The organism is Microbacterium commune (assembly GCF_014836945.1).
In the GTDB taxonomy this organism is placed as follows: Bacteria; Actinomycetota; Actinomycetes; order Actinomycetales; family Microbacteriaceae; genus Microbacterium; species Microbacterium commune.
This window is the reverse complement of record NZ_JACSPX010000001.1, coordinates 540,327-558,321: the sequence shown is the minus strand read 5'-3', so window position 1 is coordinate 558,321 and position 17,995 is coordinate 540,327. Positions and strand designations below refer to the sequence as shown.

Below are 17,995 nucleotides of genomic sequence, written 5' to 3'. Positions count from 1 at the left end.
AATTCTCGCACGCAGGAGTCGGGCGGGCAAGACGGGTGTCAGCGCGCGCGGCGCAGCAGGGCGAGCAGGGCTCGACCGTAGGCCTCGGCGGGTTCGGGATGCTCGAAGCGCATCCGCTCCCCAGTGATCTCGATCTCGACGACGAACGCGTCGGGCAGGCGCTGCAGCGTGCGGAAGGTGCCGCGCAGCAGCTCGCGCAGCTGGTCCTCGCGGGGAAGCCAGACGGCCTCCGACAGCTGCACGGAGTCGAGCGCCCACTCGGTGGTGCCATTGAAGGCCAGATCGGTGCCCGACGGGGTCGCGCGCGCCTCGATCGTCATCTCGCTGACGGTGAAGATGTCGGCCTCGGCCTCCAGCTCGATCTCATCGGGCAGATCGAGGGCGAAGCGATCGCCGCTGGCCGGATGCCAGATGAGACCCGTCTCGCGCAGGGCGACTGCCAGTTCGCGGCTGATCATGCCTCTACGGTAGGCGACCGCGGCGCGAGCGAGGCTGGTGTCGGCGGGTCTCGGCGCGTCTCGGCAGTGTTGGCGGGACCGCGGTGGTGTCGGTGGGGAGGGCACGTGTCGGTGGGGCGGCTCGTGTCGGTGGGGTGCGGCAGAGTGGAGGACATGACCTCTTCGACCTCGACCGAGATCCGCGATGCCGCGCTCGCCGCGCTGCGGGAGCTGGTCGGGCGCGCCGACGCGATCTTCCACGACGGGCAGTACGAGGCGATCGAGGCGCTGGTCGCCGGGCGCCGCCGTGCGCTGGTCGTGCAGCGCACCGGCTGGGGCAAATCAGCGGTGTACTTCGTCGCGACGCTGCTGCTGCGCAGGCAGGGGGCTGGCCCGACAGTGCTCGTCTCGCCGCTGCTAGCCCTCATGCGCGATCAGATCGCCGCTGCCGAGCGTGCCGGTGTGCGCGCCGTCGCGATCAACTCGACCAACGCGCACGAGTGGGCAGACGTCATCGGGCGACTCGACCGCGACGAGGTCGACGTGCTGCTCGTCTCACCGGAGCGGCTGAACAACCCGGCGTTCCGAGAGAACCAGCTGCCGGCGCTGATCCGTCGGATCGGGATGCTCGTCGTCGATGAGGCGCACTGCATCAGCGACTGGGGGCACGACTTCCGTCCCGACTATCGCCGATTGCGCGAGCTGATCGCCGAGATGCCAGCCGGGGTGCCGGTGCTCGCTACCACCGCGACCGCGAACAGCCGGGTGGTCGCGGATGTGGCGGAGCAGCTCGGCGGCGCGGACAGTGGCGTTCTGACCATCCGCGGGCCGCTGGCCCGGGCATCCCTCCGCCTCGGCGTGCTGCAGCTGCCTGGCTCGGCGCAGCGGCTGGCCTGGCTGCTCAGCCATCTGAACGATCTTCCCGGCTCGGGCATCATCTACGCGCTCACGGTGTCGGCGGCGGTCGACACCGCCCGGCTGCTGCGCGAGCAGGGCCACGAGGTGCGTGCGTACACGGGCCAGACGGATGCCGACGAGCGCGAGGAATCGGAGGGGATGCTCAAGCGCAACGAGGTCAAGGCGCTCGTCGCGACCAGCGCCCTGGGCATGGGGTTCGACAAGCCCGACCTCGGCTTCGTCGTGCACCTCGGCGCCCCGTCGTCACCGGTCGCGTACTACCAGCAGGTCGGCCGCGCCGGCCGCGCCAGCGACAGCGCAGACGTGCTGCTGCTGCCGGGGGTGGAGGATCGCGACATCTGGCACTACTTCGCCACCGCGTCGATGCCCGACCGCGAGCGCGCCGAGCGGGTCATCGCGGCGCTGGGGGATCAGCCGCTCTCGACGCCGGCGCTCGAGGCGATCGTCGACATCCGCCGCACGCCGCTCGAGCTGCTGCTGAAAGTGCTCGACGTCGACGGTGCGGTGCGTCGCGTGCAGGGCGGCTGGGTCGCCACCGGTCAGCCGTGGGTGTACGACGCCGAGCGCTACGAGCGCATCGCCGCCGAACGTCGGGCCGAGCAGCAGCACATGCTCGACTATCAGCAGACCGACGGATGCCGCATGGAGTTCCTGCAGCGCTCGCTCGACGACGCCACAGCAGCGCCCTGCGGTCGCTGCGACAACTGCGCGGGGCCGTGGTTTCCGACCGAGATCGGGTCGGATGCGGGAGCTGCCGCATCCGGAGCCCTCGATCGCGTCGGAGTGCCGATCGAGCCGCGCAAGCAGTGGCCCACCGGCGGCGACCGTGTCGGCGTGCCGGTGAAGGGGCGCATTCCCGCCGGCGAGCAGGCGGGGGAAGGGCGCGCCTTGGCGAGACTCACCGACCTCGGCTGGGGAGTAACGCTGCGGCAGATCTTCGCCGCCGGAGCCGCGGATGTCGAGGTGACCCCTCAGATTCTCGACGCGTGCGTACGGGTGCTGGCGGGGTGGGGCTGGGAGCGGCGACCTGTGGCCGTCGTCGCGATGCCGTCGCGATCGAAGCCGCGGCTCGTCGACTCACTGGCCAGGGGGATCGCCGACATCGGACGGCTGCCGTACATCGGAGTTCTCGACGTCGCGAACGGCGGGCCGAGCGGCGAGCCGGGCGGCAACAGCGTGTTCCGTCTCGCCGGTCTCTGGGAGCGCTTCAGCGCCGACGGCCTCGCCGTGCCCGACGGGCCGGTGCTGCTCGTCGACGACCAGGCCGACAGCCGCTGGACGCTCACGGTCGCGGCCCGTGAGCTGCGCCGGGCCGGTGCGAGCGAGGTGCTGCCGTTCGTGCTGGCGCTGCGCGGCTGAGCCCGCGGTGGTCCGCTGTCATGGACGAGCCGCGCGACGTCTTTCCGGGCGACCGGCGCTTTCGGGTGCGACGGGCCGTATGAGACAGCCCGCTCAGCGCGACGTCTCGTGTGCGAAAGCTCGTCTCAGGGAGTCTCCTCAGCTTCCGGAAAACTTTCTCGGAAAGTTTAACTGATCTGGGGAAAACGACGGGGTGAATGTCGGTGGCCCTCGTCAGAATGGAGGTATGAACAGCCCCGCCGATGCACTCGCCCAGGTCGCCGCAGACCTGCGCGATCTGCTGTCGGTCGACGCGCTTGCGGGACTGTCGGATGCGGAGCGCGCGGAAGCGCTCGCGGGCCTCGGGGAGATATCGCGGCTGGCTGATGCGGGCATCGTCGAGACGGTGGCGACTGCCGACACCGAATTCGGCCATCGATTCGGATGCCGGGGCATGAACGAGATGCTCCGTCGGGCGGTGCTGGTCGACGCGCCGTCCGCGGCGCGGATCATCCGGGCGGCGGAGGCGGTGCAGCGTGAGACGAATCTGGTGTCGGGGGAGCGGATGCCGGCCCGCTGGCCCGCTATGCGCGAGGCGCTGCTCGACGGTGCCGTCGGCGTCGCCGGTCTGCTGGCGTCTGTCGCGCCGCTGGAGAGCGGGCGGGATCGAATCACTGTCGAGCAGCGGATGTGGGCCGACGCCAACCTCGCGGCGTTCGCCCGCGGTGACGACCTCCCCGGCGACCACGACGATGCCGATCACGATGATCGCGGGCAGGCGCCGCGAGCATCGGCGGACGAGCTGAAGCAGTTCGCGTCCGCCCTCGCCATCGCCCTCGACCCTGACGGCGCCGAGCCGTCAGACCAGCGCGCGCAGGCGCGCCGAGGGTTCACGATCGGCCGGGTGCGCGACGGTCTCCACCCCGTGCGGGGAGGCCTCACCCCTGAGCTGGCTGCGCAGTTCCAGCTCATTGACGACGCCTACAACAACCCGAAGGTCGGCGGTGCTCCAGACACCGGGGTCCGCTTCACCTTCGACGACGACCCCTCCAGCGACGACGAGTTCAACACCGACCCCCGCAACGTGATCGATCCGCGCACCTCTGCGCAGAAGCGACACGACGCGCTCGCCGCCGCTCTCGGCATCGCCGCCCGACACAGCGAGATGCCTTCGCTCGGCGGTGCAGCCCCGACTCTGGTCGTGCACGTCGACGCCGCAGATCTGGCGGCAGGCACCGGCTGGGCAACCCTGCCCGGATCCGAGACCGCTGTTCCGCTGCACGTCGCGACCCACACCGCCTGCACCGGAGCCGTGCAGCGCGTGCTGTTCGACGAAGGCCGCATCGTGGGGATCACGACCACCGACCGCGTGTTCACCGTTCACCAGCGCCGGGCGATCGTCGCCAGAGATCAGGAATGCCTGATTCCCGGATGCCATGTCCCGGCGACCTGGTGCGAGATCCACCACGTGGTCGAGCACGCCCGGGGTGGCCCGACGCACACCGACAATGGCGTGCCGCTCTGCTGGTGGCATCACCGATCGCTCGGCCAGTCGGGCTGGGAGATCCGCATGAACGGCGGTCTCCCGCAGATCCGCGGACCGGCCTGGTGGGACGCCGAGCAGAAGTGGCGCACGCCGAGACTGTCCACCCTTCATGCGCGTCGCCGCCGCCGCGACGGCGTGCTGCGGATATGAGCCGACGTCAGTCCCGGTCGGAAGCGCTGCTGGCGGCGGTCGACTTCTCGACCGCCGCCAGGATGAACGATTCTTTGCCCGCGTTGTAGTCCGCCCGCCCTGTCACGGTGGCGGCTGCCCTTCCACCGTCCACCACGCGACAGCCACAAGACAGAGACCGTCGTCGGCGTCGCGGTAGAACACGTCGCCCGGGTATTCGACGCCCGGGGCCACGCGGTCTTCGGGCAGCGACAGGTTGATGCTCCACTGCGGATCGAGAGCTGCGAACTGTTCCCAGTACTCGGAGGCGAACCTTTCGGGTTCCTCAGCGGAGAGTCCTTCCCAGTCCGCGGGATCTCGGAGTTCGGGATCTGCTTCGTTGCACACGAAGCCCTTGGCGTCGCCCTCTGCGGCTGCTTCTATCAGCTGCTCTGTGGTCGAGATCGTGGCCGCCCCATCCTGTCCCCAGATGAGGCTGTCCATTCCCGCACACCCTGAGAGCGCGATCACCGAGGCAGTCCCGAGTGCGGCCGAAACAGTTCTCGTCGTTCGTCCCATGGGCTCAGAGTACCGATCTGGTATGCGGCGGCTGTCTTCGAAGCGCCCGCTCGTTCATCGCTCGGCGATCACGGCGCTGCAGCGATCGGCTTGAATCCGTTCACTTCGTAGGTCAATGTCATACCGCCGAATCCGTGACGACCGGCGTCTGAATGCGTCAGAGCCGACGCTCGTGTCGTCGTGGCTTCAGTCGGTCCGGGGCATCGGTCGCGGGCGGGAACTCGCACGTGAACCAGCCGTCGTAGCCGAAGAGGAAGCCGAAGATTCGGTTTCGCACCTCGAGCGAGATGTGGAAGGCGCCCTCAGCCTCGTCGTAGCGCTCGTGGAGTTCCGCGCGACCCGAGAACAGCATCGGGAACCGGAACGCGATGGGCCCCTCGTAGAAGCGCTGCTCATCCGATCGTAGAACGAGGCCACCGTTCTCGTCGACTTCGAGGTGCAGATCGACGGCGAGGTGCTGATGCGTGCCGAGGTAATCCACGATCGTCGTGCGGTCAGGGTCGAGCACCATCGTCGCGTCGAACCGCGCCGGCCGTCGTCGCGCGCGATACTCGCGAACGAACGTCACTGTCTCTCGACCGTACGGGTCGAGGTACGGGTAGTTCTCGATGACGAACGGCACGTTCGTGCCGGTGTCTGCGACGAGGATGTGACGCAGCCGACCGATCAGCAGAAACGGAACCGTCCACCATGGGCCTCTACGGATGCGGCTCATGGTCCCGCGTCCGACGCATCCGTAGCCGTTCGCCACCGAGACCCCGAATCGTCGCTGCATCATGGGATGCAGGCGTGCGAATGCTTCGTCTCCGAGCGCTGCCCGAAACATCGGGGTACCGTTCACGAGACGCTCACCCTCTGCAGCGTCTGCGGAGCATCAGCCATCGCGCCGTCACGTGGTGGGACGGTGCGACACCGCGAGGCGCGGGGTCTGTCCGAACGCCAGAACCGCACGACTGACAGCAGAGGCCACCGATTCGGTTCTTCGCCGCGCTCGGCCCAGATGCGCAGCCGGTCGAAGCTCCATGCGGTCATCCAGAGGATCACCGGCCGCATCACCAGATCGGCGAATCTGCCCCAGCCGGCCTGATAGTCGTATCCGGTGATGAATCGCACGCCCTCCGCCGTCGGCACGTAGCGCCAATACCCGCGACCGCAGCGCAACGGCGATAGGCGGTCGTCGGTCGAGAACGCGAGCGCTGACGTGCGGATGCCATCGCGGCGGGTCTTCTCTCCGAGGGAGATGCCCTCGCCCCGGATCACGTGCAGTGGCAGGGCCCGTTCGTACCGGAACCGCGACCGGCCCGCCGAATCGGAGCCGGTCGGCTCGATCCTGCTGAAGCGCAGGTCCCATCGCGGGTGGAGGTCGGGATCCTGCGTCAGCGCCCAGATCGTCTCAATATCGGCTCGGATGAGCACCTCGACATACAACGCCTGCGACCGACGCATACTCGACCCCCGACTGCTGTTCGCCGACACTCTGACACTCGACGCTACACGGGACGTCAGTCGAGGTCGGGCCGGATGCCGCGGAACTCCATGTGTTTGCACCTTCGGGCGAGTTCACGGCGCTCTACGACGACATCATCGAGCTCCTTGAAACAAAATATGGGCAAAGCACATGGGGGGTCACTCGCAGGACGACGTGACCGAGGACGCCGAGTACCGCGACACACTCGATCGGTTGCGCCAAGAGGCAGAGATCGCGAGGCGCTTTTTTGAGACCTCCGCCGCCTGGGCGGGCGTGGTTCGCGTCTCTTGAGCGGCCGCCGCAAACGATCGTTTTCGGCTATCTCGCTCCCGAAGCCGGGATTCGGTTTCCAGAAACGTGCGCCGCAACGAGCTTTCGGCAGGCGTATTCGGCGAGAGCCGGGGGGATTCGACCCTCGGCGTTAGCGGCCTGTCGCCTCATCGAGGCCGTCGGTCAGGTCGCTGAGCTGGGTGAGCTCGAGTAGTGGTTTCGCGGTGCCTGGACGCATGCGAGTACTCGAATGCCGTGGTCATCATCCTGGTCGCCAGTGACGCGGACGAGCCCGTATGGATTGGCGGTGCCAACGACGACGAGACGACGGCGGATATCGTCACGTGGTTCAGTGACGACACGAACCCTGTACGTCGGCCGGCGCTCGTCGACATCCGGCAGTTCTCGCCGACCCGACTAAACCGGCACGAGCTGGAAGAAGAGGTCGAGTGGGGGCGGTGACGCGTCGCATGCAGGCCGACACAGCCGGCGCGAGTACATGCGCACGAGGAATCGAACTGCTTGCGCTTCACCGGTCCGGGCACTTTCGAATCTGCCGCGACTCAGCGAACGAGGCGGGCGATCGCCTGAGACGCTTCCCGCACCTTCTCTTCGGCGATGTCGCTGCCGGCGCGAGCTGCATCTGCTACACAGTGGCGCAGGTGGTCTTCGAGGAGCCCGACGGCAACGCTCTGCAAGGCGCTGGTCAGTGCGGAGATCTGAGTGAGGATGTCAATGCAGTACTTCTCGTCCTCGACCATGCGGTGGATGCCGCGTGATTGTCCTTCGATGCGCTTGAGGCGAGCAAGGTAGCGGGCTTTGTCCGTGATGTACCCGTGCTCTGTCTGGTTGCAGGATGTTGTAGCGACGGTGGTATCAGTCATCTGGATCTCCGGCGGTTGTGGTCAGCGGTTCTGGATGACGCGGGTTGTGGTGTCGGGGCGGAGGTCGAGTCGGCGCAGCAGTTGAGCGTTGAGAGCGACGACGATGGTGGATAGTGACATGAGGATCGCTCCGACCGACATCGGGAGCACGAATCCGATGGGGGCGAGGACGCCGGCGGCGAGGGGGACGGAGATGATGTTGTATCCGGCAGCCCACCAGAGATTCTGCTTCATCTTCCGGTACGAAGCCCGTGACAGTTCGATCACGGAGAGTACCGAGCGGGGGTCGTCGCTTGCGAGGATGACACCAGCCGACGCGATCGCGACATCTGTGCCCGCACCGATCGCCAGCCCAACGTCGGCCTGCGCGAGGGCAGGAGCGTCGTTGACGCCGTCGCCGACCATTGCGACCTTAAGGCCCTCGTTCTGGAGTTGTTGGACCTTGGCGGCCTTGTCCTCCGGGCGTACTCCGGCGAAGACGCGGTCGATGCCGAGATCTTGCGCGACAGCCCGAGCCACGGCATCCGCATCGCCGGTGATCATCACGACCTGCACGCCGAGCGCGTGGAGGGCGTCGACGGCTTCCCGGGACTCCGAACGCACCTCGTCGGCGAGCTTCAGGGCTCCGACGACGCGGCCGTCCTGGATGACGTGCAGGATGATCGCGCCATCCGTCCGCCACTGATCGGCGACCGGGAGCTCGTCGGCGTTCTCCTCGGTGAGCAGGTGCGGTCCACCGACTCGGATGATCTTCCCGTCGACGGTCGCTGTGACGCCCACAGCGGGCGAGGAAGTGAAGTCGCCGTTGCGCGGGATGGTGAGCTGCTTGTCGGCGGCTGCGCGCACGATGGCCTTCGCGAGCGGGTGCTCACTATCAGTTTCTGCGGCGGCGGCCAGTGCGAGGATCTGGTCGGGGTCGGTGCCGTCGACGACGGAAATCTCGGAGACGACGGGCTCGCCCTTGGTGAGGGTGCCGGTCTTGTCGAACAGGACCGTGTCGATGGTGCGCATGCTTTCGAGCGCGAGCCGGTCTTTGACGAGAACGCCGCCCCGGGCGGCGCGTTCGGTGGCGATGGAGACGACCAGCGGGATGGCCAGGCCCAGCGCGTGCGGGCAGGCGATGACGAGGACGGTGATGGTGCGGATGACAGCCGCGTCAGGCAAGCCGACCAACGTCCAGACGATCGCGGTGATCGCCGCAGCACCCAGGGCGAACCAGAACAGCCATCCGGCGGCGGTGTCCGCGAGCCGCTGTGCGCGGGACGAGGAGCTTTGCGCTTGGGTGACGAGACGTTGGATGCCGGCGAGGGTCGTGTCGTCGCCGGTCGCGGTGATCTCGACGCGAAGCCCGGAATCGGTGGCAACGGTGCCGGCTGTGACGTGGTCGCCGCTGCCGCGTTCCACGGTGCGGGACTCGCCCGTGACCATGGACTCGTCCATCGAGGCCCGTCCGTCGACGATGCGCCCGTCGGCGGGGACGCTGCCACCCGGCCGTACGATGACGACGTCGCCGACGACGAGATCGGTCGGTGAGACCGTGACGACCTGGTCATTCTCGACGCGCTCTGCCTCATCGGGGAGAAGAGCGGCGAGTGAGTCCAGGGCGGAAGTCGTCTGGGCGAGGGAGCGCATCTCGATCCAGTGCCCGAGAAGCATGATGACGATGAGGAGGGCGAGCTCCCACCAGAAGTCGAGTTCGTGATGGAGCACGCCGAGCGTCGCGCCCCAGGAGGCGGCGAACGCGACGGTGATCGCGAGGCCAATGAGCAGCATCATGCCGGGCTTGCGAGCGCGGAGCTCGCTGACTGCACCGACGAGGAACGGCTTTCCACCCCACGCGTACATGACAGTGCCCAGCACCGGGGATACCCAGGACAGACCCGGAATATCGGGGAGGGTGTAGCCGAGGATCATCGAGAACATGCCCGACAACGCGACCGTGGGGACGGCGAGGACGAGCATGATCCAGAACAGGCGACGGAACTGCCCGACGTGGTCGCCATGGCCTGCATGACCGCCGTGTCCAGCGTGGGTGTTGTGACCGGAGGGCGCGTTGTCGCTTCCGTGGTCTCTGTGACTGTGCGCGGCCGCGTCTGACTGCGGTGCATGCGCCATTGCTTGATGTCCCGCGTGCGCATCGTGGTCAGTTTCGGTCGTCACTGCGGGGGTCGACGCCGCGTGGTCGTGGTGGGCGTGGGTGTGCTCCGCGCCGTCGTTACGCGAGTGGCTCATGGGCCTATCCTCCTCGGAATTGAGAACCGTGGGGCTGACTTGTCTGGCGTGCCCCGCACCGTGAAACGGTGTCAGGCACCAGCGGTGGCGTACTTAGCCGGGTCGGCGTCGAACGCGGGCCCGCATCCAGCGCAGCAGAAGTAGTACCGGGTGCCGTCGTAATCGCGGTACAGGCCAGCAGCTTCTGCATCCGCCTTGATGACGGTGCTGCCTACCATCACAGGACATTCGGCGAGATCTTCCGCGGGCGGGGTGAGGAGATCCTTGCGTCCTTCGGCGTCGACGGAACCGTGGCTGTTGCGGCTGCAGCAGGATCCAGTGGAGTCTGACATGTTTTGTTCCTCTTTCTCTCAAACACCGGAGTGCGGCGTCGGTATGCCTAACGATATACCCCCTGGGGGTATTCCGCACTAGGATATACATGGCGGCGCTGAAGGATCAGGGCGGGCGGCCGCATAGATCGTGGTGTTAGCATCCTGCACGGAATGGAGGAGGCCGAGTATGCACGTCGCAGTTCGTGGCGCACGTCCGCAGTTGTCGTTGCGCGCGTTGTTGATGCTCGGCGGGGCCACGCTGATGGTTATCGTCGGCTTGCTGGCGATGCACACCTTCACCTCCGAACCTGCGGGACACGGATCCGTCGGACTCACCCACTCCGCAGCCGGGGAGGAGCACGCCACCGTAGCGGCGTCAACCGTCGCGAGCGAGTCCACCGCGTGTGAGGGTGCGTGTCATGTGAACACCGGACATGGGCAGGGTCACAACGAGATGCTGATTGCGTGCGTGCTGGCGTTGCTTGCCGGTCTGCTTCTCCTCCTCCCTCCGATATTGATTCAGCGTCACCGGCTGCCCCCTCACCGTGCTGTAAGCCTGGTGAGGTGGGAAGCGATCGGGATCCTTCCCCGGGCACCCTCGCTGACGTTCCTTTCGATAAGTCGCACCTGAGTAGTCGCCGCCGACCCTGATGGGTCGGATTCCTGGCGCCGTCTGGCGCCATCATTTGCGAACCCTCACACGACGTATCGAAGGAACAACCATGAATAAGAAGATTCCCGTTGCTGTCAGTACGGGTGTACTGACCCTTGCACTGGTTCTCACCGGCTGCGCTGACAACAGCACGGCACCGTCCAGCGAATCCACCTCCCCGTCTCAGTCGTCGTCGACTTCGGCAGCGAACGAGGCTGACGAGATGTTCGTCACGATGATGATCCCTCATCACGAGCAGGCGATCGAGATGGCCGACATGCTGCTAGCTAAAGACGGTGCCGACGCACGCGTGGTGGAACTTGCCGAGCAGATCAAGGCGGCGCAGGGCCCCGAGATCGACAAGATGCTCGGATGGCTCGAAGACTGGGGTGTGGAGTACGACCCCGACTCCATGGGAGGCATGGATCACGGTTCGATGGGCGGTGACGACAGCATGATGTCCGAAGAGGACATGACCATGTTGGGGAGCGCGGATGCTGTCGAGGCGAACAGCCTGTTCCTGGAGCAGATGATCGTGCACCACGAAGGTGCCGTCGACATGGCGCAGACGGCGCTTGATGATGCGCAGAACCCGGACGTCCTCGAGCTCGCGCAACAGGTGATCGACGACCAGACGGCGGAGATCGCCACGATGCAGGAACTCCTCGGCCAGCTGTAGGAATCCTCCGGGCGGGCCGGTATCCGATCGTCCCGCCCGGACCTGTCATCCGTGCTGCCCCATTGCGGCAGCAGTCAGACGTCGGCGTGCTCTTGTTGCGCGTCGTGAAGCCAGGCCCGCTTGAGGCCACTAACGGAAACCATCATGAAACGCTCACTCCTTCTCGCAACCGTCACTGTGACCGTCCTGGCGGCTGTCGCCACCGGATGCACCGCGACACCGCTCGGCAACCCGGACTCAGCTCCCCGCATCGACCACATCCACGGCATCGCCCAAGATCCCCGGGGCGATGATCTGCTGGTGGCCACGCACAACGGAATCTTCACTCTCACACCAGATGGGGATATCTCCGGCCCGATCGGCGGTCACGCCTTCGACGCCATGGGATTCACGGTCTCGGGAGACGCGCTGTTCGCCTCCGGGCATCCCGGCGAAAAGACCCCGGCCGAACTCGGATCGCCCAACCTCGGCATCATCCGCAGCGACGACTACGGGAACACTTGGTCGCCTATTGCTCTCAACGGAACCACCGACTTCCACATCCTCACCGCGGCCCCGGACGGCACCCTCTACGGCGTCCCCTCTAGCCAAGTGAACCTGCTCACCAGCACAGACGAGGGAAACAACTGGACGGAGCGTGCGTCCCTCGGCGCCGCTGATCTCGCGGTCACCGAATCCGGTTTGTACGCTGCAGCCGAAGAAGGCGTTCTCTTCAGCAGCGACGGCGGTAACACATTCACTCCAGTCGACGGAACACCTGTGCTCTACGCGCTGGATGCTCGCACCGATGGCACTCTTCTCGGCGCAGGCACCGATGGCGTCCTGTGGACAGAGGATGAAAATGGAACCTGGCATCAGCTCGAATCCCTCCAAGGCGCCGTTCAAGCCCTCACGGTCATCGACGACCGCGTCATCCTCGTCGATGACCGGGGCATCGTTGAAGTCTCACCGGACAGCACCACTGTGCTGAGTCCCGCCCAATAACGCGGGCGCAAAGACCTGTGCCCAAGGATTCCTCGTGAAAGCGCCCAAGAACCCCTTTCGGAACCTCGTGTTGTTCGTCATCGTGGCGACGGTCGCCGTTGCTCTCCTCGCCGCTGCTAGTTTTCTCGCCATTGGAGCGATCTTCTGATGACCCCCACCGGCTCCAGATCCCCCTTCGACTCGATGCACCATCTGACGGCCGTGCACTCGTCCTCACCCGGCGCGCCTTCGCCTCGCAGTCCCGCGGAGCGGACGCATCGAAGGCTCGTGCGTCTTGGATATATGCTCTTGATCTGCGGTCCAGCCCTCGCGCTCGCGCATCTGATCAGTGATGCCCAATCGACCGACGTCGCTTGGTGGACGTACACGATCGCCAGCTTTGACATCGCCGTAATCATGGTCATTGTCGCCCTGGCTCTGATCCTTCGAGCTCCACCCAGTCACGCTGCAGAAACGGAATAATCGTCACCGCACAGTAATCGCTGCGACGATGATCTGCCGCTGAACTACCATGCCCTCCCGGGGGTATTCAACGGGGTCCTCGGGAGCGAGGTGCGGTCGTAGTTTGAAGACTCCACAATGACGAGAGGAGCCACTATGACTGTCGCGGCGGAAATGCTCCGCACCTACCCGAAGGACCTTGGGCAGGCTGACCGGAAGGTGCTGGTGGAGTGTATCGAGGCGTGCGTTGAGTGCGCGCAATCATGCACCGCATGCGCCGACGCGTGCCTGAGCGAGGAAATGGTTGCCGAGCTGACGAAGTGCATCCGCACGAACCTGGACTGCGCCGACCTCTGCGAAACCACCGGACGCATCCTGTCCAGGCACCCCGGGTACGACGCCAACCTCACCCGCGCAACCCTCGAAGCGTGCCGCACGGCATGCGCGAGCTGCGCCGACGAGTGCGAGAAGCACACGATGCACGAACACTGCACGGTGTGTGCTGCGGCCTGCCGGCGATGCGAAGATGCCTGCGCCGCGCTCCTCGCAACCCTCTGAATAGCCACCTCGACGGCGTCGTGCAGTTCTTCGCTACCCGCATCAATCCAGTGATGCCCGTTGACCAAGCCGAAGCAGACTAGCGAGCGCTCTTACCCCACACGTCGTCATCAATCGCGCTACCGCAACGAACCGAGACGAACAGGTGAGGCATATGTCGAAGGACACGCACGAAACAAATGGACGACAAGCAGGGGCGAAAAAACACGGATCGCTGACGATGTACTTGCGATTCGCGGCGATGATTCTCACCGGCATGGTCGTGATGTATTGGACGATGTTCGCTGGAGTGTGGGAATGGGGGCACATACGCTTCAGCGAAAGCCGCGTCTTCATGGCGCTCACTATGGGCGGCGCCATGGGGCTGGTCATGCTGGCCTGGATGCTCAACATGTACAAGCACAGGAAAGCGAACATTGCGGTCATCATCGTCAGCGTTCTCCTCCTCGGAGGAGGCATCGCCCTCGACCGCAGCCAGATCACCGTCGACGACACCGCGTACATGCGCGCAATGATTCCGCATCACTCGCTCGCGATCACCCGATCCGAGCGAGCACAGCTGCAGGATGTCCGCGTCTGCGAACTTGCGGTTGAAATCAGCGAAGCGCAGCGCCGGGAGATCCTCGAAATGGACTGGCTCATCGCCGACATCGAAAGCAACGGCCTCGCGCTGACGGCCGAGGACGCGCAAGACCGACCCGTTCCAGACTTCGAACGGGCAGCCGACCGCCAGTGCTCGGACGACGGATGACGATTGGTAGCGATAATCGATCGATCATGGCTTGTGCTCCGAGAGCCTGCCGGAAACGATCGTTTGCGGCGCGGCGAGTGAAGGCACACCAGATCGAATGCCAGAAATGTGCGCCGTAAACGGGTTTCGGTAGGCGTATTCGGTGGGGGTGGGCCGGATGTACTTACACCCACGCCCCAGAGATGTGGCCTGGGGTGAAGCCGTTCCGATAGGTCATCAATCACTGTATAGTTCAGTGTGTGCTGACTATTTCCTCACGCCTCGATGTCATGAACCGGCTCGGCCGGGCCATGGCCGATCCCACGCGTTCCCGAATCCTAATGTCTCTGCTCGGTGGACCGAGCTACCCGGCTGTGCTCTCTCGTGAGCTGGAGCTGACGCGTTCGAACGTGTCGAACCATCTCACCTGCCTGCGTGACTGCGGGATTGTCGTTGCCGAGCCGGAGGGTCGCCAGACCCGTTACGAGATCGCCGACCCGCATCTTGCGGCTGCGCTCGTCGCGCTCGTGGACGTGACGCTGGCGGTCGATGAGCACGCGCCGTGCGTGGACTCTGCGTGCACGGTGGCTGGCTGCTGTGGGACGGGGGCGGACGCGTGAGCGCGGCGTGTGGCTGCGAGCACGAGCCTGCCCAGCCTGCCACTGCGGCGGAGGATGAGACCGAAGAGGTGGAGCGGCCCTGGTGGAGGGACCGTGGGGTCATGGTGCCGGTCTTCTCCGGTGTCGCATTCCTGGCCGGTCTGATCCTTGAATGGTCCGGCCTCGAGATCCCGGCGCTGGTGTTGTTCTGGGCCGGTCTGCTCCTGGGCGCGTCGACGTTCACGCCCGGCGCGATCCGGAAACTGTTCAAGGGCAAGCTCGGTATCGGGCTGCTGATGACGATCAGCGCGATCGGTGCGGTCATCCTCGGCTACGTGGAGGAGGCTGCAGCTCTGGCGTTCTTGTACTCGATTGCTGAGGCGCTCGAGGACAAGGCGATGGACCGTGCCCGGGGCGGGCTGAGGGCGCTGCTGAAGCTCGTGCCGGAGACAGCGACCGTGCTGCAGGGCGGTGTCTCTGCGCAGGTGCCGGCGAGAGAGTTGACGGTCGGCCAGGTCATGGTGGTCCGCCCGGGTGAGCGGATCGCGACCGACGGGATCGTTCGTTCTGGTCGCTCCAGCCTGGACACCTCGGCGATCACCGGGGAGTCGATCCCGGTCGAGGTCGAGCCCGGCGATGCGGTGTCGGCCGGTGCGATCAACAGCGCCGGCGTGCTGGAGGTCGAGGCGACTGCTGCGGGCACCGATAACTCGCTCACGACGATCGTGGAGCTGGTGGAGAAGGCGCAGACCGAGAAGGGCGAGCGTGCGCGTCTCGCGGACAGGATCGCCCGCCCGCTCGTACCCGGCGTTCTGATCCTCGCAGCGCTCGTTGCGATCATCGGGTCGCTGCTGGGCGATCCAGAGGTGTGGATCACCCGCGCGCTTGTCGTGCTGGTCGCCGCTTCTCCGTGTGCGCTGGCGATCTCGGTGCCGCTGACGGTCGTCGCCGCGATCGGCGCAGCAAGCAAGTTCGGCGTGATCATCAAGTCCGGCGCCGTTTTCGAGCGCTTCGGCACGGTCCGCCACGTCGCGGTCGACAAGACCGGCACCCTCACCCGCAACGAACCTGCGGTCACCGCGGTGCTCACTGCGAACGGCGTGACCGAGACGCAGGCGCTGGCCTGGGCGGCCGCACTGGAGCAGCACAGCACGCATCCCCTTGCCTCTGCGATCACCGCCGCGGCCCCGGGCACACCGGCAGCTGCAGATGTGACCGAGCAGGCCGGGCACGGCATCGACGGCACTGTCGGCGGATCGAGAATCACCGTCGGCAGTCCTCGCTGGCTGGACGCGGGCGACCTCGGGAAGCAGGTCGCGGAGTTGGAGGAGCAGGGCATGACCGTCGTGATCGTCCACCGCGACGGAACCCCCGTCGCCGCTATCGGCGTCCGCGACGAACTGCGCCCTGAAGTCCCCGAGGTAGTCCGGACGCTCACCAACCAAGGCGTCGGCGTGACGATGCTCACCGGAGACAACGCCCGCACCGCTCGTGCACTGGCCGCGCAGGCCGGGATCAGCGACGTGCGCGCGGAACTGCGTCCCGAGGATAAGGCAACCGCGATCGGCGAGCTGTCAAAGGCGGGGCCGGTCGCGATGATCGGCGACGGAATCAACGACGCACCGGCCCTCGCTGGCGCAGACATCGGTATCGCGATGGGCGCCACCGGCTCCGACGCGGCAATCGAATCCGCCGACGTGGCCTTCACCGGCCATGATCTGCGCCTCATCTCGCGAGCGTTCGATCACGCCCGCCGCGGTCGACGGATCATCAACCAGAACATCATCCTGTCGCTGCTGATCATCACTGCACTGCTCCCGCTCGCGCTCTTCGGCGTCCTGGGGCTCGCGGCCGTCGTCCTGGTCCACGAGGTCGCGGAGGTCATCGTGATCCTCAACGGTCTGCGCGCCGCACGCACCCGCACGCCACGACTGGAAAGCTGATGCTCGCAACTATCGGTTCAGCGATCGGCCTGTTCGCGGCAACCAACAACGACGACATTGTCGTGCTCACCGTGCTGTTCCTGGCTTCCAGTCGAGGGAAGCCCCGGCCGTGGCAGATCGTCGCGGGCCAGTATCTCGGGTTCATCACCCTCGTCGTGATCAGCGTGATCGCCGCTCTCGGTCTCACCATCGTTCCGGACGAATGGGTCGGTTTCCTGGGTCTGATCCCGCTCGGCATCGGCATCTGGACGCTCATTCGCGGCCTGCGCCGTAACGGCGATGACGATGATGATGATGACTCCAAGATCACCGCGGTCGGACTATGGGGCGTCGCAGGGATCACGATCGCCAACGGGGCCGACAACATCTCCCTCTACACGCCGATCTTTCGCACCAGCGCCCCCAGCGACGTCGCGATCATGATCGTCGTGTTCCTGATCCTCGTCGCGGTCTGGTGCGCGGCCGGTCGGCTGATCGGTACCAACAAGGCTGTTACCGAGGGGCTGGAGCGCGTCGAGCACTGGCTCGTACCGGCCGTGTTCATCGGCCTTGGCCTGTTCATCCTGATCGAATCTGGGGTCATGGTCCGTCTGATCGAGGTGCTTGCATGACCTCCTCCCAGTCAGAGGCTCATCCGCCCGCTGCGCGCAAGCTGTCGTCGGCGCGGCGGCGGCAGCTCACTGGTGGAGCGCTCTTGATCGCCGTGGTCGTCGTGCTGATTGATCAGGGAACGAAGGTGTGGGCCGAAGCGACCCTCACCGAGCGTGAGCGCATCCCGCTGATCGGTGACCTGCTGGGTTTGCAGCTCGCCTATAACCCCGGAGCGGCATTCTCCTTCGGGGAAGGCTTCACCTGGGTGTTCGCGCTGCTCGCTGTCGCCGCCACGGTCACAGGGATTGTGTTCGCGTTCCGAGTGCAACGCGTGGGATGGGCGATCGTCATCGGCGCGCTCGGCGGCGCTGCCGCCTCACACGCAGGCGACCGCCTTTTCCGCGACCCCGGATTCGCCCGGGGTCACGTCGTGGACTTCCTCGCCTACGGAAACTGGTTCATCGGCAACATCGCCGACATCGTAATCTTCGCCGCAGCGATCACCGGAGCAGTTTTCATGATCCGCGCCGGGGATGAGAGCACCGAGTGAGATCCGTTGTGCGGTGGTGGGACACCCATCAACTCGCCCTCTACATCGGCGCGATCGCCGTGGGCAGCCGTTGAGTGAGTTCACGCTTAGGCAGGCGGGCGGTCGCGATGTAGGCGCAGAGCCACCCACCAGCCGCATCGTCGACAGATGAAAGCGCGATCGTCTCCGAGTGCG

General features: G+C 66.0%; 19 protein-coding genes. 12 read left to right on the top strand and 7 right to left on the bottom strand.

Features of this window, described 5'->3' with window-relative positions:
- Window positions 1-38 precede the first annotated feature (38 nt).
- A complete protein-coding gene (locus H9633_RS02645) occupies window positions 39-458 on the bottom strand; it encodes a pilus assembly protein CpaE (RefSeq protein ID WP_191711991.1) in 420 nt (139 codons plus the stop codon).
- A 153-nt stretch (window positions 459-611) separates the two neighbouring features.
- Between H9633_RS02645 and H9633_RS02640 the strand changes: the two genes are divergently transcribed.
- Window positions 612-2,714, top strand: a complete 2,103-nt coding sequence (locus tag H9633_RS02640) for a RecQ family ATP-dependent DNA helicase (protein ID WP_191711990.1) — start codon at window positions 612-614, stop codon at window positions 2,712-2,714.
- A 226-nt stretch (window positions 2,715-2,940) separates the two neighbouring features.
- The gene (locus H9633_RS02635) at window positions 2,941-4,389 is read left to right on the top strand and encodes an HNH endonuclease signature motif containing protein (protein WP_191711989.1); all 1,449 of its coding nucleotides are present in this window, start codon (window positions 2,941-2,943) and stop codon (window positions 4,387-4,389) included.
- A gap of 102 nt (window positions 4,390-4,491) precedes the next feature.
- On the opposite strand, the gene H9633_RS02630 is transcribed toward H9633_RS02635, so the two are convergent.
- The 3 genes from H9633_RS02630 to H9633_RS02620 all read right to left on the bottom strand — a co-directional run bounded on the left by H9633_RS02630 (window position 4,492) and on the right by H9633_RS02620 (window position 6,372).
- Window positions 4,492-4,926 (bottom strand): hypothetical protein, encoded by a 435-nt coding sequence (locus H9633_RS02630; protein WP_191711988.1) that lies wholly within the window; start codon window positions 4,924-4,926, stop codon window positions 4,492-4,494.
- A gap of 157 nt (window positions 4,927-5,083) precedes the next feature.
- Window positions 5,084-5,704: a DUF4166 domain-containing protein gene (locus H9633_RS02625; RefSeq protein ID WP_225211033.1), complete on the bottom strand. Its 621-nt coding sequence runs from the start codon at window positions 5,702-5,704 to the stop codon at window positions 5,084-5,086.
- A 59-nt stretch (window positions 5,705-5,763) separates the two neighbouring features.
- A complete protein-coding gene (locus tag H9633_RS02620; protein WP_191711986.1) occupies window positions 5,764-6,372 on the bottom strand; it encodes an SRPBCC family protein in 609 nt (202 codons plus the stop codon).
- Between the two features lie 547 nt (window positions 6,373-6,919).
- Between H9633_RS02620 and H9633_RS02615 the strand changes: the two genes are divergently transcribed.
- Window positions 6,920-7,126, top strand: a complete 207-nt coding sequence (locus H9633_RS02615; RefSeq protein WP_191711985.1) for a hypothetical protein — start codon at window positions 6,920-6,922, stop codon at window positions 7,124-7,126.
- Between the two features lie 101 nt (window positions 7,127-7,227).
- Here the strand turns inward: H9633_RS02615 and H9633_RS02610 are convergent, their stop codons facing one another.
- The 3 genes from H9633_RS02610 to H9633_RS02600 form a co-directional block, all read right to left on the bottom strand.
- On the bottom strand, window positions 7,228-7,548 hold the full coding sequence (locus H9633_RS02610) for a metal-sensitive transcriptional regulator (RefSeq protein ID WP_191711984.1): 321 nt from the start codon (window positions 7,546-7,548) through the stop codon (window positions 7,228-7,230).
- Between the two features lie 21 nt (window positions 7,549-7,569).
- Window positions 7,570-9,780 carry a heavy metal translocating P-type ATPase gene (locus H9633_RS02605; RefSeq protein WP_225211032.1) on the bottom strand — a complete coding sequence of 737 codons (2,211 nt, stop codon included), beginning with the start codon at window positions 9,778-9,780 and terminating at the stop codon, window positions 7,570-7,572.
- Window positions 9,781-9,851: 71 nt separating this feature from the next.
- Window positions 9,852-10,112, bottom strand: a complete 261-nt coding sequence (locus H9633_RS02600) for a YHS domain-containing protein (RefSeq protein WP_191711983.1) — start codon at window positions 10,110-10,112, stop codon at window positions 9,852-9,854.
- A gap of 169 nt (window positions 10,113-10,281) precedes the next feature.
- Between H9633_RS02600 and H9633_RS02595 the strand changes: the two genes are divergently transcribed.
- The 9 genes from H9633_RS02595 to H9633_RS02555 all read left to right on the top strand — a co-directional run bounded on the left by H9633_RS02595 (window position 10,282) and on the right by H9633_RS02555 (window position 17,821).
- On the top strand, window positions 10,282-10,725 hold the full coding sequence (locus H9633_RS02595; protein WP_029153946.1) for a DUF6153 family protein: 444 nt from the start codon (window positions 10,282-10,284) through the stop codon (window positions 10,723-10,725).
- A 91-nt stretch (window positions 10,726-10,816) separates the two neighbouring features.
- Window positions 10,817-11,425 (top strand): DUF305 domain-containing protein, encoded by a 609-nt coding sequence (locus tag H9633_RS02590; protein WP_191711982.1) that lies wholly within the window; start codon window positions 10,817-10,819, stop codon window positions 11,423-11,425.
- Window positions 11,426-11,569: 144 nt separating this feature from the next.
- On the top strand, window positions 11,570-12,409 hold the full coding sequence (locus H9633_RS02585; RefSeq protein ID WP_071644249.1) for a F510_1955 family glycosylhydrolase: 840 nt from the start codon (window positions 11,570-11,572) through the stop codon (window positions 12,407-12,409).
- 597 nt (window positions 12,410-13,006) lie between these two features.
- Window positions 13,007-13,408, top strand: a complete 402-nt coding sequence (locus tag H9633_RS02580) for a four-helix bundle copper-binding protein (RefSeq protein ID WP_191711981.1) — start codon at window positions 13,007-13,009, stop codon at window positions 13,406-13,408.
- Between the two features lie 154 nt (window positions 13,409-13,562).
- Complete coding sequence (locus tag H9633_RS02575) at window positions 13,563-14,159, top strand: DUF305 domain-containing protein (protein ID WP_225211031.1); 597 nt, start codon at window positions 13,563-13,565, stop codon at window positions 14,157-14,159.
- A gap of 239 nt (window positions 14,160-14,398) precedes the next feature.
- The gene (gene cmtR, locus H9633_RS02570; RefSeq protein ID WP_029153952.1) at window positions 14,399-14,758 is read left to right on the top strand and encodes a Cd(II)/Pb(II)-sensing metalloregulatory transcriptional regulator CmtR; all 360 of its coding nucleotides are present in this window, start codon (window positions 14,399-14,401) and stop codon (window positions 14,756-14,758) included.
- On the top strand, window positions 14,755-16,680 hold the full coding sequence (locus tag H9633_RS02565; RefSeq protein ID WP_191712910.1) for a heavy metal translocating P-type ATPase: 1,926 nt from the start codon (window positions 14,755-14,757) through the stop codon (window positions 16,678-16,680). Before cmtR ends, H9633_RS02565 begins: the two co-directional genes overlap by 4 nt.
- Window positions 16,680-17,291, top strand: coding sequence for a cadmium resistance transporter (locus H9633_RS02560; RefSeq protein ID WP_191711980.1), 612 nt, complete (start codon window positions 16,680-16,682; stop codon window positions 17,289-17,291). Before H9633_RS02565 ends, H9633_RS02560 begins: the two co-directional genes overlap by 1 nt.
- On the top strand, window positions 17,288-17,821 hold the full coding sequence (locus H9633_RS02555) for a signal peptidase II (RefSeq protein WP_029153955.1): 534 nt from the start codon (window positions 17,288-17,290) through the stop codon (window positions 17,819-17,821). Before H9633_RS02560 ends, H9633_RS02555 begins: the two co-directional genes overlap by 4 nt.
- Window positions 17,822-17,995 lie beyond the last annotated feature (174 nt).

Excerpts from the sequence above, each read along its gene's own strand:
- H9633_RS02645 (WP_191711991.1), bottom strand. The coding sequence starts at position 458 with ATGATCAGCCGCGAACTGGCAGTCGCCCTGCGCGAGACGGGTCTCATC.
- H9633_RS02555 (WP_029153955.1), top strand. The coding sequence starts at position 17,288 with ATGACCTCCTCCCAGTCAGAGGCTCATCCGCCCGCTGCGCGCAAGCTG.
- H9633_RS02585 (WP_071644249.1), top strand. The coding sequence starts at position 11,570 with ATGAAACGCTCACTCCTTCTCGCAACCGTCACTGTGACCGTCCTGGCG.
- H9633_RS02635 (WP_191711989.1), top strand. The coding sequence starts at position 2,941 with ATGAACAGCCCCGCCGATGCACTCGCCCAGGTCGCCGCAGACCTGCGC.
- H9633_RS02625 (WP_225211033.1), bottom strand. The coding sequence starts at position 5,704 with ATGATGCAGCGACGATTCGGGGTCTCGGTGGCGAACGGCTACGGATGC.
- H9633_RS02580 (WP_191711981.1), top strand. The coding sequence starts at position 13,007 with ATGACTGTCGCGGCGGAAATGCTCCGCACCTACCCGAAGGACCTTGGG.
- H9633_RS02620 (WP_191711986.1), bottom strand. The coding sequence starts at position 6,372 with ATGCGTCGGTCGCAGGCGTTGTATGTCGAGGTGCTCATCCGAGCCGAT.
- H9633_RS02600 (WP_191711983.1), bottom strand. The coding sequence starts at position 10,112 with ATGTCAGACTCCACTGGATCCTGCTGCAGCCGCAACAGCCACGGTTCC.
- H9633_RS02605 (WP_225211032.1), bottom strand. The coding sequence starts at position 9,780 with ATGAGCCACTCGCGTAACGACGGCGCGGAGCACACCCACGCCCACCAC.
- H9633_RS02630 (WP_191711988.1), bottom strand. The coding sequence starts at position 4,926 with ATGGGACGAACGACGAGAACTGTTTCGGCCGCACTCGGGACTGCCTCG.
- H9633_RS02610 (WP_191711984.1), bottom strand. The coding sequence starts at position 7,548 with ATGACTGATACCACCGTCGCTACAACATCCTGCAACCAGACAGAGCAC.
- H9633_RS02595 (WP_029153946.1), top strand. The coding sequence starts at position 10,282 with ATGCACGTCGCAGTTCGTGGCGCACGTCCGCAGTTGTCGTTGCGCGCG.
- H9633_RS02560 (WP_191711980.1), top strand. The coding sequence starts at position 16,680 with ATGCTCGCAACTATCGGTTCAGCGATCGGCCTGTTCGCGGCAACCAAC.
- H9633_RS02640 (WP_191711990.1), top strand. The coding sequence starts at position 612 with ATGACCTCTTCGACCTCGACCGAGATCCGCGATGCCGCGCTCGCCGCG.
- H9633_RS02590 (WP_191711982.1), top strand. The coding sequence starts at position 10,817 with ATGAATAAGAAGATTCCCGTTGCTGTCAGTACGGGTGTACTGACCCTT.
- H9633_RS02575 (WP_225211031.1), top strand. The coding sequence starts at position 13,563 with ATGTCGAAGGACACGCACGAAACAAATGGACGACAAGCAGGGGCGAAA.